Here is a 14,847-nt window from a genome sequence, read left to right as displayed (position 1 = left end):
ACATAACTAAATTATAGCCAGCGCTGCCGTCTCGAAATAATATTCAGGGCATTCTTATTCAGCGGTATGCAATGAAAGCAGGAGAGAAGTACAGGCCGGAGAGGGCAAAAAGGAGATAACGTTAAGAATATTTTGATAAAAAAACGGCCTGCGCAGGCAGGCCGTGATGGTGATGGCAGCGCTTAACAGCGGTTCACATTCAGCTCGTTAATCATGTTGTTGTAATGCTGCAACAGAGAGGAGGCATCTCTTTTCTGCTGGGGTTCCATTAGCCGGAACTGCTTCGGTTTTTTCGCCTCTTTTTCGTAGGTGCCATCTTCGGTACGCTCAATGATTTCACGACCGGTAGAAAGATAAGAGTTAGCGGTCATCTGCAAGGATGAGCAGCCTGTTTTGTTGCGTTCGCGCACTTTGCCGTCATAGGCGGTCACCATGCTATTAAACTGGTTGAGCGCGTTCCTGAAGGCCTCTTTTTTATCCCCAAGGCCGGTGCCGTCATAGACCCCGTCGGCGGCATCCATACTCTCTTTCAGGTAATAAACCATGCCGATACGGTAATGATCGATAGACCCCTTTTCACTGCTTTCGAATTCAGCTTTAATTCGCGCGCGGTCTTTTGCATCAATACCATTCAGGAAGTCGGCCTGCGCCACCACCAGCTTTTGCATGGCATCCAGATAAGCGGGCTGAATTTCGCGGCCATGCGCGCCCTCATCGCTCAGGTAGGTTTTCGCGCTGATGTAGTTATACACGTCACGACTCAGCGGGTCAGCTTTCGCCAGCGCCTCACTGTACAGGCGCGCCGATTCATCCAGTTCCGCCATCGCCGGTTTCATGGCGCGAGCTTTATCCAGTTGCTCCTGCACGCGGCTAATGCCAATGGGGTTGCTATAAAAGAGGTTTTTGTTGCGTTTTTTACCGTCGAAGACCGGCTGAATATTCTTCTGGTACTGTTCCAGATCCTGCGCGAAAGAGACAGTGGCCATATTGGCGGCTCTGACATATTCGTTATATTTTTCGACTTCCGATTGTTCGGGCGCTTTCTGAGCCTGCTCCTGCTGCGCTTTTTCAGCGCTTTTGTCATCGCAGGCCGTCAATGCGAAAAAGCACGCCAGCACCATAAGCGATCGCGCAATACATTTTGTGAACATCCCATTCTCCTTGTCCAAAATCATGCCAATTAATTATTATTCCCACGAGATAAAGCGGGCCGGGATAGATTAGCATCAAACCTGCCTTTAATTACGACCGCCACCTAATCTGGTAGGGCTAATAAACAAACCTACCAGATTTAAGGGTGCCACTATTTGTGGTTTAAGAGTAATCCTGGTAGCGCTCAAAGCAAAAAATGCGAACACTTCATAACGTTATTATCCGGGGCGACAGATAGCACAATAGTTCAGTACTGAATAAGGTAATAAGGATTAAGGGAAATGAATAAAATATATATGGCGATAGTGGTTGCGGCGGGACTCACCAGCGGCGCAGCGCTGGCGGACGATCATACGGTGTCAGTTGGCTATGCCCAAAGCAAAGTAGAAGGTTTTAAAAATATTCGCGGCGTTAATTTGCAATACCGTTATGAGTTTGACAACCCACTCAGCGTAATGGGTTCCTTCACTTATATGAAAGGCGATGACGATCAACATTATTATGCCGGTTACGACGCCGTACATAATCATATAGAAGCGAAATACTACTCGCTGCTGGCTGGCCCGGCCTGGCGCTTCAATGACTATGTCTCGCTGTATGCCCTGGGCGGGGTTGCCCGCAGTAAGGCAGACGGGAAAACCACCTGGACCAACTACCCTGACGGCTATGTGGGCCGCGACAGGATCTCTGAAAAATCCACCACGTTTGCCTATGGCGCCGGGGTGATTATCAACCCGACCGAGAATGTCGCCATCAACGCAGGCTACGAAGGCACAGACGCCGACCTGGCGGGTAATCGTTCCATCAACGGCTTTAACGTTGGGGTGGGTTACCGTTTCTGATAACGCCCCTTCTGCTGCGCCGGCTTCCTGAGATTTCCCTGCCTCTCTGGGTCAAATGAGTGATATATTTTCACGCAGTTAACCCAAGGGAGGCGGCATGTCGGATTTTGATACACTCGCACAGGAGTTGCTCGCGCAGGCTGCGGCAGAAGATAAACGTCAGTTTGAACAGGATTCAGCCTTGCTGAATCAGGTCACGGAAATTTATGGTCAGAAGTCTGTCGCCGAACAGCTGCGCAAGCTGGGCCAGAATGAATGGAGCCGGGAAAGGCTCAACCGACGCCTGAACGGCAAAGGCCCTGCCACGCCGCTGACCGCTGCCGAGGTGGCGCTGCTGCGTAAAATGCTGCCCTCACCGCCCGCCCATCATCCCCATTATGCCTTTCGTTTTATCGATCTCTTTGCCGGTATCGGCGGGATTCGCAGCGGTTTCGAGGCCATCGGCGGCCAGTGCGTGTTCACCAGCGAATGGAATAAAAACGCGGTACGCACCTATAAGGCCAACTGGTTCAATGACGAAACGGCACACCGCTTTAACCAGGATATCCGCGAAGTGACGCTAAGCGATAATCCGCAGGTGACCGAGGCCGAAGCTTACGTGCATATTGATGCGCAGATCCCCGACCACGACGTGCTGCTGGCCGGTTTTCCCTGCCAGCCGTTTAGCCTGGCGGGGGTCAGCAAAAAGAACGCCCTTGGCCGCGCTCACGGTTTTGAGTGCGAAGCGCAGGGCACCCTCTTTTTTGACGTAGCACGTATTATCAAGGCCAAACGCCCCGCTATCTTCGTGCTGGAAAACGTTAAAAACCTGAAAAGTCATGACGGCGGCAAGACGTTCCGGGTCATCATGAACACTCTGGACGAGCTGGGTTACGATGTGGCCGACGCCGGGGCAACAGGGAAGGACGATCCTAAAGTGATTGATGGCAAACATTTCCTGCCACAGCACCGGGAGCGCATTGTGCTGGTGGGCTTTCGCCGCGATTTGCACCTGAGTGAAGGGTTTTCCCTGCGCGACATCTCCCGTTTCTACCCGCAGCAGCGCCCTCTGTTCGGCGATCTGCTCGATATGACGGTGGATGCGAAGTACATTCTCTCGCCAAAGCTATGGGACTATCTCTACCACTACGCGAAAAAGCATGCGGCGAAAGGCAACGGCTTTGGCTTCGGGCTGGTGGACCCGACCCGCGCGGACAGCGTGGCCCGCACCCTCTCCGCCCGCTATCACAAAGACGGCTCCGAAATTCTGGTCGATCGCGGCTGGGATCGGGCGCTGGGCGAAGCCGACTTTACCAATCCCGACAACCAGCAGCGACGCCCGCGCAGGCTTACGCCCCGCGAATGCGCGCGCCTGATGGGGTTTGAGAAACCCGGAGAGAAGCCGTTTCGCATCCCGGTTTCCGATACCCAGGCCTACAGGCAGTTCGGTAACTCGGTGGTTGTGCCGGTTTTCGCCGCCGTCGCCAGGCTGCTGGAGCCCTACATTGCCCGCGCGGTCGCGCAGCGATAGCCGGCGTTGCGCCTCCTGCCATCAGGCAAGAGGCGCACAGCGTTAAGCCGGTCTGTTAAAGCGGCCAGCGAAAGTTTGCCACTGCGCCTGTAACGCGCTGAGATGGCTTTTCTCGACCTCGACGCTCCACGAAAGGCCGTGGTTATCATTGACCCACTGGTTAATGGATGAAAACCATGCTTCGCTGTCGTGCGAACCGGCTGTGAGGGTGAGCATTTCATTGCGGATGCGTTGTGAAGCGTGGGTGCCCGCGTTGAGCTGCGCGATAGCGTCCAGATGGTGACGGGCCTGTTCGTTATCGCCCAGGCTCTGCGCCAGCTTCGCCGCCTGGGTGAGCGCCACTTTATTGACCTGATCCGCCTGGGAAGCTTTATCACCGATAAACTGGCTGACAAAAGCACCCGCCTCGCTCTGATAATCGGACGAAACGTACTTTTCCACCACCAGATTGAGCCTGGCCTGCGTCAGGGCAAGATCCATGGCGTTGGTCGCCACGTCGCCGCCCTGGCCGGGCGATATTAGCGCGCTGTGCAGCGCGTCGGCCATCTCATCGGCATCTACCGTCGCGTGCTGGAAAAAAGCCTGAAAGCGCACGGCATCGACTGCTGTGGTCGGGTCGCTGAAAAAAGCGCTGGCGAGATCCGGCCCGGCGGGCGTGCGGGCCATCGCCTCATTGCGCAGCGCCAGCATGCGGCGCGCGTTGGCTTCCGCTTCTTCTTTCGTGAGCGGCGGCGATGATGTCTGCGCGTGAGCCATCGCCTGCGGTGAAAGGCTTACCGCAACAGAATCTTCACTGCCAGTTTCTTTACCCGTCAGCGCCTTAACCGTTTGCTGACGCATCGCCGCGAACGCCATCGAGCCGCTGCCCGCCCCTACATCCTTAACGCCCATCTCTTCTCCTTAGAACGCGTGCCAAATGTCTTTTTTATCGTCTCAGCAGAGAAAAACTTTACGGGTCTACGCCAGAAATGGGGGGGTCGCCCGGCTCAGGCGTCAGCGCCTGAGCCGGGAACTGTAGTGCAGGGGTTATTTGCGGGTTTGTACCCAGAACGCGTGGATCAGGCCCGGAATGTAGCCCAGCAGCGTCAGAATGATATTCAGAATAAAGGCCCAGCCGAAGCCTTTGCCGATAAGCACGCCCAGCGGCGGAAGAATGATTGTGAAGATAACACGCCAGAAACCCATAACTTCTCCAGATGAGTACAAAATTACAGCTTATTGTTTAACAAAGAAATAAGGGTAAAGCGTAGCCAGTTCTTAAGGCGTTGCCAGTTTCCCGCGCTGCTTTTACCCTCTTTTACCGAAGACCACATTTCATCCACAGTCGCCGTGGAAAGCCTCACCTGTACCTGCCGCCCGGTTCGCGCTAAGGTTGAATAACAAACACAATAAAGGAGAAGACAATGTTCGCTATTAATGATGTCGTACAGCCGCGTATTGGCGGCCCAAAACTGAAAGTCGTTGAAATCCACGACGACCAAATTGTCGTCGTGCCGCTGCACAATGAAGATGCGGAAAAAATCACCCTTAAAGCGGCTGATGTTTCCCTTTATAAAGAAGAGGGAGATTTCGGCGTCTGCTGATCCTCTGCGGTGGGGGAAACCCCACCGCGTCTGCTTTTTAATGCACTGTTAATGCATAAAAAACCATCGTTACAATCAGAATATTTCGCTGCCATTTGGCGTTTAATAGCATAAAAAATCCTGACCACTCTTCCATGAACGCAACGGTAGCAGGGTTTGCTACGTATCCTCCTCTACCGGGGTAAAGGATTCACTCCGTTAAAAATAACCCATTGATATATAATCAATTATTTCACTACTCCAACAAAAATCGTGCGGCAGTAAAAAAAGTGTCAGTAACGAAGCAGTTTATCCACAAAACAGTTATAAATAAAAATTATTAGCTAGTTGTAGGTTTATATCCAGACAGATAATCTATCCTCATCGCAAAGCAGCGCCTGAAACCGCTGCGACACTCCCTTTTTATCCCGGTTTATTTCTCAAGGAGCCATCATGTTCTCTTCGCAGTCCCGCCTGCGTCATGCCGCAGCAGACACCTTTGCTATGGTTGTCTATTGTTCGGTAGTGAACATGCTGATTGAAATTTTCCTCTCCGGAATGAGCTTCGAGCAGTCGCTTTCATCGCGCCTGGTGGCAATCCCTGTCAACATTATTATCGCCTGGCCCTACGGCTTTTATCGTGACGCCATTCTGCGTTACAGCCGTCGTTTAAGCCCGCGTAGCGGCGTGCGCACCCTGGCGGATGTCTTCGCCTATGTCAGCTTCCAGTCGCCTGTGTATGTCGCCATTTTGTTGACGGTTGGCGCAGGCTGGCATCAGATTATCGCCGCGGTCAGTTCCAACGCGGTGCTCTCCATGATGATGGGCGCGCTGTACGGATATTTTCTGGATTATTGCCGCCGCCTGTTCCGGGTAAGTTACCAGCAGGCGAAGGCCTGAGAAGAGCGTGACAGGCCTTCGCCTGTCACGGTTTATTGCGTTTCGCCAAACAGGCCGGACAGAAAGCGCTCCAACGCCATACGTGAACTAAAACCATGAGGAATACCGTAGTGTTCCCGTGCGTCCCCGGCTAAATAGAGCGGAAAGTTTTGATAGTGGTCGCACGTTTTGATTTCCGAGGCAGGCTCCGCAAGGGACAAACTGCGTTCTTTTAACGTGGGATGAATGATCAGCGCCGTGCGGCCCATCCGTGCCTCGCGGTTCACATACACATAGTTTTCGCCACGGCGATAGCCGTAGGTCTTGTTTGTCGCCACATCCATTTCAAAGCCCATTTTTTCCAGAACGCGCGCCACCTCATCGGGTCGTAAATACATATTTTTTCCTCGTCATCTTTTTACTGCATCGCAACCTTACATTACTCAGCATTAGCAACGCTTTCAGAAAAGTCCATAAACGAAGGTAAATACCGTACCGTTCCGTCAGAGGGCAAAATTATGGACTAAACTAAAAATCTCTTCGAAAACAAAGGAGGTTCCGATGTTTAACAGACCCAATCGCAGTGATGTGGACGATGGCGTCCAGGATATCCAGAACGACGTCAACCAACTGGCGGACAGCCTGGAAGCCGTGCTTAAGTCATGGGGCAGCGATGCAAAAGGCGAAGCGGAAGAGGCTCGCCGCAAAGCGAAATCGCTGTTAAAAGAGACCCGCGCGCGTCTGCATGGTCGTGCTCCCTCTCACCAGGCCGCTCGTGATGCGGTGAGCTGCGCAAGCACCTATGTAAAAGAAAACCCGGTTTATGCGCTGGGTGCGGTTGCCGCCGTCGGGATTTTCCTCGGCGCGCTGATCTGTAACCGTCGCTAACGGATAGCCGTCCTCTACCCCGTGCGCCCCGGCGTGCGGGGTTTTTTATTGCCTGCGCCACCGCTTTTGGCCGTCGCTTCCCCCTCCCCGCCGCGCTCATCGTTCCGGGCAAACTTATCTCAATTTACTATATATTGCGTGGTTGAAACTTTATTTAACTACATCTAGTATTCCTGTAAGTAATCGACAGACAGATGACGCGAGTTTTCGCGCCATCCCCCTACTCTAAACGGAAATACGAATCATGATCATTACCATTTACACTCGTAATAACTGTGTTCAGTGTCACGCCACCAAACGGGCGATGGAGAGCCGCGGCGTAGCTTTTGAAATGGTCGATATTGATGAGGTTCCGCAGGCGGCGGAAGAACTGCGGGCGATGGGCTTCCGTCAGCTTCCGGTAGTGGTCGCGGGCGAGACGCGCTGGTCCGGCTTTCGCCCGGACCTGATTAACCGCCTTGCGTCCATGCCACGCGCGGCCAGCGCATGAGTACCCTCGTCTACTTCTCCAGCAGTTCGGAAAACACCCGGCGATTTATTGAACGGCTGGGGCTGCCGGCGGTGCGTATACCGCTCAATGAGCGGGAGCGCATTCGGGTAGACGAGCCTTACATTCTGCTGGTTCCCAGCTATGGCGGCGGTGGAACGGCAGGGGCCGTGCCGCGCCAGGTTATCCGCTTTTTAAACGATGAGCACAACCGGGCGCTACTTCGCGGCGTGATCGCCTCCGGCAACCGCAACTTTGGCGAGGCCTACGGGCGCGCGGGAGACGTGGTGGCGCAGAAATGCGGCGTGCCTTACCTCTATCGTTTTGAACTGATTGGAACACAGCAGGATATTGAAAACGTGCGTAAAGGAGTGAGCGAATTTTGGCAACGACAACCACAGAACGCGTAACCCGCGCCGCAGCGGACTACCACGCGCTTAACGCGATGCTTAATCTTTATGATAAAGACGGGCATATCCAGTTCGACAAAGACCACCAGGCGGTAGAGGCCTTTCTCGCCTCACACGTGCAGCCTGCGACGGTGACCTTCGCAAGCCAGGATGAAAAGCTCAACTGGCTGGTGCAGGAGGGCTATTACGATGAAAGCGTCCTGGCGCGCTATGACCGCGCTTTCGTGATTTCGCTGTTCGCTCAGGCTCACGCCAGCGGTTTTCGCTTCCAGACCTTCCTGGGGGCATGGAAATTTTATACCAGCTACACCCTGAAGACCTTCGACGGCAAGCGCTATCTGGAGCATTTCGAAGACCGGGTATGTATGGTGGCGCTGACGCTGGCGCAGGGAAATGAAACCCTGGCGCGGGCGTTAACCGACGAAATGCTGACCGGCCGCTTTCAGCCTGCGACGCCGACGTTCCTCAACTGCGGCAAACAGCAGCGTGGCGAACTGGTCTCCTGCTTCCTGCTGCGCATCGAGGACAATATGGAGTCCATTGGCCGGGCGGTAAACTCCGCCCTGCAGCTCTCGAAACGCGGCGGCGGCGTCGCCTTTCTGCTCTCTAATCTGCGCGAAGCGGGGGCGCCAATAAAGCGCATTGAAAACCAGTCCTCCGGGGTCATTCCGGTAATGAAAATGCTGGAGGACGCCTTCTCTTACGCCAACCAGCTCGGCGCGCGCCAGGGCGCGGGGGCGGTCTACCTGAATGCGCATCACCCGGACATCCTGCGCTTTCTTGATACCCGGCGCGAAAACGCCGATGAAAAAATCCGCATCAAGACCCTCTCGCTGGGGGTGGTGATCCCGGACGTGACCTTCCGGCTGGCAAAAGAGAATGCCGACATGGCGCTCTTTTCCCCCTATGACGTAGAGCGCCTGTACGGCAAGCCGTTTGGCGACATCGCCATTAGCGAGCTGTACGACACGCTGGTAGCCGATGACCGGGTGCGCAAGACATACATCAACGCCCGTGATTTTTTCCAGACCCTGGCGGAGATCCAGTTCGAGTCCGGCTACCCGTACATCATGTTTGAAGATACGGTAAACCGCGCTAACCCCATTGCCGGGCGCATCAATATGAGCAATCTCTGCTCGGAAATTTTGCAGGTGAACACCCCCTCTGTGCTGGACGAAAACCTTGATTACCGTGAGGCCGGGCATGACATCTCCTGTAATCTTGGCTCGCTGAATATTGCCCATACCATGGATTCGCCGGACTTTGGCCGCACCGTAGAGATTGCGGTGCGCGGCCTGACGGCGGTATCGGATATGAGCCACATTCGCAGCGTCCCCTCAGTAGAAGCGGGCAACGCCGCTTCCCACGCGATTGGCCTGGGGCAGATGAACCTGCACGGCTATCTGGCGCGGGAGGGCATCGCCTACGGCAGCGAAGAGGGGCTGGATTTCACCAATATCTATTTTTACACCATCACCTGGCACGCCCTGCACACCTCCATGCAGATAGCCCGCGAGCGCAAGGCGCAGTTTGCGGGCTTTGACCGGTCACGCTACGCCAGCGGCGACTATTTCCGTCAGTACCTTGAGCAGACGTGGCAGCCGAAAACGGAAAAAGTGCGTGCGCTCTTCGCCCGTAGCGGCATTACCATTCCCGACCGCGCAATGTGGGCGCAGCTACGTGAGGATGTGATGCGCTACGGCATCTACAACCAGAACCTGCAGGCGGTGCCGCCCACCGGCTCTATTTCCTATATCAACCACGCCACGTCGAGCATTCACCCGATCGTATCGAAAATAGAGATCCGGAAAGAGGGCAAAACCGGGCGCGTCTACTACCCGGCGCCGTTTATGACCAACGAAAACCTGGCGCTCTATCAGGATGCTTATGAAATCGGCCCGGAAAAGATCATCGATACCTATGCCGAAGCCACCCGCCATGTTGACCAGGGGCTGTCGCTGACGCTCTTTTTCCCCGATACCGCCACCACCCGCGATATCAACAGGGCGCAAATTTACGCGTGGAAGAAAGGTATCAAGACGCTGTATTACATCCGCCTGCGCCAGCTTGCGCTGGAAGGCACAGAAATAGAAGGCTGCGTGTCCTGCGCGCTGTAAGGAGAAAAGGATGAAACCACTGTCACGCGTCCACGCGGTAAACTGGAACAAGATTCAGGACGATAAAGACCTTGAGGTCTGGAACCGTCTGACCAGCAACTTCTGGCTGCCGGAGAAAGTGCCGCTTTCCAACGACATTCCCGCCTGGCAGACGTTAAGCCCCGAACAGCAGCAGCTGACCATCCGCGTTTTTACCGGGCTGACGCTGCTGGATACCATTCAGAATACCGTTGGCGCGCCTGCGCTGATGGCCGATGCGCTAACGCCGCACGAAGAGGCGGTGTTATCAAACGTCAGTTTTATGGAGGCGGTACACGCCCGCTCTTACAGTTCGATCTTCTCCACCCTCTGCCAGAGCCGGGAGGTAGACGCCGCCTATGCCTGGAGCGAAAGTAACCTCGCCCTACAGCGTAAAGCGCAGCTTGTGCTTGAATACTATCGCGCCGACGATCCCCTCAAGAAGAAGATTGCCAGCGTCTTTCTGGAGTCGTTTTTATTCTATTCGGGCTTCTGGCTACCGATGTACTGGTCAAGCCGCGGTAAGCTGACCAACACCGCCGACCTGATTCGGCTTATCATCCGCGACGAGGCGGTGCACGGCTACTATATTGGCTATAAGTATCAGAAAGGGCTGGAGAAAGTAAGCGCCCAGCGGCGTGACGAACTTAAAAATTTCGCCCTCGAATTGCTGATGGATCTTTATGATAACGAAGTTGTCTACACCGACGATCTCTACGCCAGCTCAGGTTGGGGCGACGAGGTAAAAGCCTTTCTCTGTTACAACGCCAACAAGGCGCTGATGAACCTTGGCTATGAAGCGCTGTTCCCGCCGGAGATGGCGGAGGTCAACCCGGCGATTCTCGCCGCCCTCTCCCCCGGCGCGGACGAAAACCACGACTTTTTCTCGGGCTCCGGCTCGTCGTACGTGATGGGCAAGGCGGTAGAGACGCAGGACGACGACTGGGACTTTTAAGGCACACAGCCCGTAGCCCGGATAAGCGTAGCGCATCCGGGACACCCGACATATACCCTAAATAATTCGAGTTGCAGGAAGGCGGCGACGCAGTAACAAATTCGTCAGGAACGAATTTGAACAGCCAAAGGCTGCCTTTGGTGAGGGACATGGATGTCCCTCATCCATCCCCAGGAGCTTACTCCAGTAAGTGACTGGGGTGAGCGAGGACAAATTCGTCGGGAACGAATTTGAACGCTTCAAAGCGCCCGTCAGGGCGAGGCCCAGGGATGGGCCGAGTATTGCCAACGCGCATGCAACTTGAAGTATGACGGGTATAAATATAATGCCTGGATTTTCCGCTAATTATCTCTTCATCAACTACACTGTAATTTCCACGTCATATTCACCTGAATACTCGCGATTCAGGTGCTATTTCTCGACGGCAACAGAAAAATCTCATAAAAATTACACCCCCGCTCAGCCCTTATCTCATGGGAAATTCACGCCATTTCGTCGCCTGCAAATTCGGTCCAATGAGGATCAGAGGGTTGTCACAGAATCTCAGTATGCTAGGGTATAGCCGGTCAATTATTTTCATCAGGTAACTTATCGACACGAATAAATAACAGGAACCCTTCTATTGCATGGCAATTAAATTAGAAGTTAAGAATCTCTATAAAATATTTGGCGAGCATCCGCAGAGAGCTTTCAAATATATTGAAAAAGGACTTTCAAAAGAACAAATTCTGGAAAAGACGGGGCTATCGCTTGGCGTAAAAGACGCCAGTCTGGCCATTGAAGAAGGCGAGATATTTGTCATCATGGGATTATCCGGTTCGGGTAAGTCCACAATGGTACGCCTTCTCAATCGCCTGATTGAACCCACCCGCGGACAGGTGCTGATTGACGGCGAAGATATCGCCAGAATATCCGATGCCGAACTTCGTGAGGTGCGCAGGAAAAAGATTGCGATGGTCTTCCAGTCGTTCGCCTTAATGCCGCATATGACGGTCGTGGAAAATGCCGCATTCGGTATGGAATTAGCGGGCATTGGAGCAAGCGAGCGCGAGGCAAAGGCGCTGGAAGCATTACGCCAGGTTGGCCTTGAAAATTATGCGCATGCGTATCCGGATGAACTTTCCGGCGGGATGCGGCAGCGCGTTGGATTAGCGCGTGCGCTGGCAATCAATCCCGATATTTTATTAATGGATGAAGCCTTCTCCGCGCTCGATCCCTTAATTCGCTCAGAAATGCAGGATGAACTGGTTAAATTACAGTCGCGCCATCAGCGGACGATTGTCTTTATTTCCCACGACCTGGATGAAGCTATGCGAATTGGCGATCGGATTGCCATCATGCAGAACGGCGAAGTGGTACAGGTTGGTACGCCGGATGAGATCCTGAATAATCCGGCCAATGATTATGTGCGCACCTTCTTCCGCGGCGTGGATATTAGCCAGGTATTTAGCGCGAAGGATATCGCCCGACGCACGCCGGTGGGTCTGATTCGCAAAACGCCAGGGTTTGGCCCGCGCTCCGCGCTGAAACTGTTACAGGATGAAGACCGCGAATACGGTTACGTCATTGAACGCGGCAATAAATTTGTCGGCACTGTCTCTATCGACTCCCTGAAAACGGCGCTGAGCCAGGAGCAGGGTATTGATGCGGCGCTTATCGACTCCCCGCTCGCGGTGGAGGCCGAAACGCCGCTCAGCGAACTGCTCTCACACGTTGGCCAGGCACCCTGCGCGGTGCCGGTTATTGGGGAAGAGCAACAGTACCTTGGCATCATCTCAAAACGGATGCTGCTGCAGGCTTTAGATCGCGAGGGGGCAAACAATGGCTGAATCAAACCCGTGGGGAACCACAGAAGCGGCGGATAACGCCGCACAATCCGCAGACGCATGGGGCTCAACGCCCGCGCCCGCTGATACCGGCGGCGCAGACTGGCTGAACAGCGCCCCCGCGCCTGCCCCGGAACACTTCAATATTATGGACCCGTTCCATAAGACGCTGATCCCGCTCGACAGCTGGGTTACGCAGGGGATCGACTGGGTGGTCACCCATTTTCGTCCGGTGTTCCAGGGCATTCGCGTGCCGGTGGATTATATCCTCGGCGGTTTCCAGCAGCTGCTGCTGGGGATGCCCGCGCCGGTGGCGATCGTGCTTTTTTCACTGATCGCCTGGCAGATAGGCAGCGCCGGTATGGGTATCGCCACGCTGGTGTCGCTGATTGCCATCGGCGCTATCGGTGCCTGGTCGCAGGCGATGGTAACGCTGGCGCTGGTACTCACCGCCCTGCTCTTCTGCGTGGTGATTGGCCTGCCGCTCGGTATCTGGCTGGCCCGCAGCCAGCGCGCGGCGAAGATCATCCGTCCGTTGCTCGACGCCATGCAGACCACGCCTGCGTTTGTCTACCTGGTGCCGATTGTGATGCTGTTTGGTATCGGCAACGTGCCGGGGGTGGTGGTGACGATTATTTTCGCCCTCCCGCCGGTGGTACGCCTGACCATCCTGGGTATTAACCAGGTGCCGGAGGACCTGATCGAAGCCTCCCGCTCCTTTGGTGCCAGCCCGCGCCAGATGTTGTTCAAAGTACAGCTACCGCTGGCCATGCCCACCATTATGGCGGGGATTAACCAGACGCTTATGCTTGCCCTCTCCATGGTCGTCATCGCCTCGATGATCGCCGTCGGCGGGCTTGGCCAGATGGTGCTGCGCGGGATTGGCCGCCTTGATATGGGCCTTGCCACCGTGGGCGGCGTGGGGATCGTCATCCTCGCCATTATCCTCGACCGTCTGACCCAGGCGATGGGGCGCGATGCGCGCAGTCGCGGCAACCGCCGCTGGTACAGCACCGGCCCGGTAGGGTTGATTACCCGTCCTTTCATTAAATAAGTCTGACCGGCCCGGCGGCACTCTGCTGCCGGGCGGTAACTCCCTTCACAAAGAAAAGGAACAACGATGCGACATAGCACACTTCTTGCCACAACGTTTGCCACCCTTGTCTCCACCAGCACCTTCGCCGCCGACCTGCCGGGTAAAGGCGTTACGGTACAGCCGGTGCAAAGCACCATCTCCGAAGAGACCTTCCAGACCCTGCTGGTCAGCCGCGCGCTGGAAAAGCTGGGCTATACGGTCAATAAGCCGAGCGAGGTAGATTACAATGTTGGCTACACCTCGATTGCCTCCGGCGACGCCACCTTTACCGCCGTCAACTGGCAGCCGCTGCATGACGATATGTACGCCGCCGCTGGCGGGGATAAAAAGTTTTATCGTGAAGGGACTTTTGTCTCTGGCGCGGCACAGGGTTATCTGATCGACAAAAAAACCGCCGATAAGTACCACATCACCAATATCGACCAGCTTAAAGATCCGAAAATCGCCAGGCTGTTCGACACCAACGGCGACGGCAAGGCGGATATGATGGGTTGCTCGCCGGGGTGGGGCTGCGAAGCGGTGATTAACCACCAGAACAAAGCCTTCGATCTGCAAAAAACCGTCGACGTCAGCCACGGCAACTACTCGGCGATGATGGCGGATACCATCGCCCGCTTTAAAGAAGGGAAGCCGGTTATCTACTACACCTGGACCCCGTACTGGGTGAGCGACGTGCTGAAACCGGGTAAAGATGTAGTCTGGCTGCAGGTGCCGTTCTCTTCACTGCCTGGCGAGCAGAAAGATATCGACACCAAACTGCCAAACGGCATGAACTATGGCTTCCCGGTGAACACGATGCACATCGTTGCAAACAAAGAATGGGCGGCGAAAAACCCGGCGGCGGCGAAGCTCTTCGCGCAGATGAAGGTACCGCTGGCGGATATCAACGCCCAGAACGCGATGATGCACGCGGGCCACGCGTCCGAAGCGGATATCCAGAACCACGTCGATGGCTGGATCAAAGCTCACCAGCAGCAGTTTGACGGCTGGGTAAAAGCAGCGCTGGAAGCGCAGAAGTAAATGCATCTGCGCGGGCGAGGGGGAATTGTGCGGCCTGAGACCCTCACCCCGGCCCTCTCCCTAAAAGGGAGAGGGAGAAAACCGC

At 55.0% G+C, this 14,847-nt stretch carries 16 protein-coding genes; 12 read left to right on the top strand and 4 right to left on the bottom strand.

Translation table 11 applies throughout. The features are described 5' to 3' along the window. Window positions 1-182 precede the first annotated feature (182 nt). Complete coding sequence (locus ENTHG_RS13470; protein WP_044180466.1) at window positions 183-1,151, bottom strand: DUF3829 domain-containing protein; 969 nt, start codon at window positions 1,149-1,151, stop codon at window positions 183-185. 282 nt (window positions 1,152-1,433) lie between these two features. On the opposite strand from ENTHG_RS13470, the gene ENTHG_RS13465 reads away from it, so the two are divergent. Together ENTHG_RS13465 and ENTHG_RS13460 are read left to right on the top strand one after the other, a co-directional pair. Beyond that, window positions 1,434-1,994 carry an Ail/Lom family outer membrane beta-barrel protein gene (locus tag ENTHG_RS13465; RefSeq protein WP_044180465.1) on the top strand — a complete coding sequence of 187 codons (561 nt, stop codon included), beginning with the start codon at window positions 1,434-1,436 and terminating at the stop codon, window positions 1,992-1,994. Window positions 1,995-2,091: 97 nt separating this feature from the next. After that, complete coding sequence (locus tag ENTHG_RS13460; protein WP_044180464.1) at window positions 2,092-3,504, top strand: DNA cytosine methyltransferase; 1,413 nt, start codon at window positions 2,092-2,094, stop codon at window positions 3,502-3,504. A gap of 42 nt (window positions 3,505-3,546) precedes the next feature. On the opposite strand, the gene ENTHG_RS13455 is transcribed toward ENTHG_RS13460, so the two are convergent. Continuing rightward, window positions 3,547-4,395, bottom strand: a complete 849-nt coding sequence (locus tag ENTHG_RS13455) for a hypothetical protein (RefSeq protein ID WP_044180462.1) — start codon at window positions 4,393-4,395, stop codon at window positions 3,547-3,549. Between the two features lie 135 nt (window positions 4,396-4,530). Next, window positions 4,531-4,689 carry a YqaE/Pmp3 family membrane protein gene (locus ENTHG_RS13450; RefSeq protein ID WP_044180460.1) on the bottom strand — a complete coding sequence of 53 codons (159 nt, stop codon included), beginning with the start codon at window positions 4,687-4,689 and terminating at the stop codon, window positions 4,531-4,533. A gap of 218 nt (window positions 4,690-4,907) precedes the next feature. On the opposite strand from ENTHG_RS13450, the gene ENTHG_RS13445 reads away from it, so the two are divergent. Beyond that, window positions 4,908-5,087: a hypothetical protein gene (locus ENTHG_RS13445; RefSeq protein WP_044180458.1), complete on the top strand. Its 180-nt coding sequence runs from the start codon at window positions 4,908-4,910 to the stop codon at window positions 5,085-5,087. A gap of 432 nt (window positions 5,088-5,519) precedes the next feature. Next, on the top strand, window positions 5,520-5,966 hold the full coding sequence (gene alaE / locus ENTHG_RS13440) for an L-alanine exporter AlaE (RefSeq protein WP_044180456.1): 447 nt from the start codon (window positions 5,520-5,522) through the stop codon (window positions 5,964-5,966). A gap of 32 nt (window positions 5,967-5,998) precedes the next feature. Here the strand turns inward: alaE and ENTHG_RS13435 are convergent, their stop codons facing one another. After that, complete coding sequence (locus ENTHG_RS13435) at window positions 5,999-6,343, bottom strand: DUF2002 family protein (RefSeq protein WP_044180454.1); 345 nt, start codon at window positions 6,341-6,343, stop codon at window positions 5,999-6,001. 163 nt (window positions 6,344-6,506) lie between these two features. On the opposite strand from ENTHG_RS13435, the gene ENTHG_RS13430 reads away from it, so the two are divergent. From ENTHG_RS13430 to proX, 8 genes are all read left to right on the top strand, one after another. Further along, on the top strand, window positions 6,507-6,833 hold the full coding sequence (locus ENTHG_RS13430; protein WP_044180452.1) for a DUF883 family protein: 327 nt from the start codon (window positions 6,507-6,509) through the stop codon (window positions 6,831-6,833). A gap of 244 nt (window positions 6,834-7,077) precedes the next feature. After that, on the top strand, window positions 7,078-7,323 hold the full coding sequence (nrdH, locus tag ENTHG_RS13425; RefSeq protein WP_044180450.1) for a glutaredoxin-like protein NrdH: 246 nt from the start codon (window positions 7,078-7,080) through the stop codon (window positions 7,321-7,323). Next, complete coding sequence (gene nrdI / locus ENTHG_RS13420; RefSeq protein ID WP_044180448.1) at window positions 7,320-7,730, top strand: class Ib ribonucleoside-diphosphate reductase assembly flavoprotein NrdI; 411 nt, start codon at window positions 7,320-7,322, stop codon at window positions 7,728-7,730. Before nrdH ends, nrdI begins: the two co-directional genes overlap by 4 nt. Beyond that, window positions 7,703-9,847, top strand: coding sequence for a class 1b ribonucleoside-diphosphate reductase subunit alpha (gene nrdE, locus ENTHG_RS13415; RefSeq protein WP_044180447.1), 2,145 nt, complete (start codon window positions 7,703-7,705; stop codon window positions 9,845-9,847). Before nrdI ends, nrdE begins: the two co-directional genes overlap by 28 nt. Window positions 9,848-9,857: 10 nt before the next feature. After that, window positions 9,858-10,820, top strand: coding sequence for a class 1b ribonucleoside-diphosphate reductase subunit beta (gene nrdF / locus ENTHG_RS13410; RefSeq protein WP_044180445.1), 963 nt, complete (start codon window positions 9,858-9,860; stop codon window positions 10,818-10,820). A gap of 626 nt (window positions 10,821-11,446) precedes the next feature. Continuing rightward, the gene (proV, locus tag ENTHG_RS13405; protein ID WP_044180443.1) at window positions 11,447-12,649 is read left to right on the top strand and encodes a glycine betaine/L-proline ABC transporter ATP-binding protein ProV; all 1,203 of its coding nucleotides are present in this window, start codon (window positions 11,447-11,449) and stop codon (window positions 12,647-12,649) included. Next, window positions 12,642-13,700: a glycine betaine/L-proline ABC transporter permease ProW gene (gene proW, locus ENTHG_RS13400; protein ID WP_044180441.1), complete on the top strand. Its 1,059-nt coding sequence runs from the start codon at window positions 12,642-12,644 to the stop codon at window positions 13,698-13,700. Before proV ends, proW begins: the two co-directional genes overlap by 8 nt. A 66-nt stretch (window positions 13,701-13,766) precedes the next feature. Further along, complete coding sequence (gene proX, locus ENTHG_RS13395) at window positions 13,767-14,762, top strand: glycine betaine/L-proline ABC transporter substrate-binding protein ProX (RefSeq protein ID WP_044180439.1); 996 nt, start codon at window positions 13,767-13,769, stop codon at window positions 14,760-14,762. Window positions 14,763-14,847 lie beyond the last annotated feature (85 nt).

Origin of the sequence: Phytobacter massiliensis JC163 (assembly GCF_000321045.1) — a bacterium.
GTDB classification, from domain to species: domain Bacteria; phylum Pseudomonadota; class Gammaproteobacteria; order Enterobacterales; family Enterobacteriaceae; genus Phytobacter_A; species Phytobacter_A massiliensis.
Note: the sequence above shows the minus strand (reverse complement) of the source record. Positions and strands in the feature narration are given on the sequence as shown.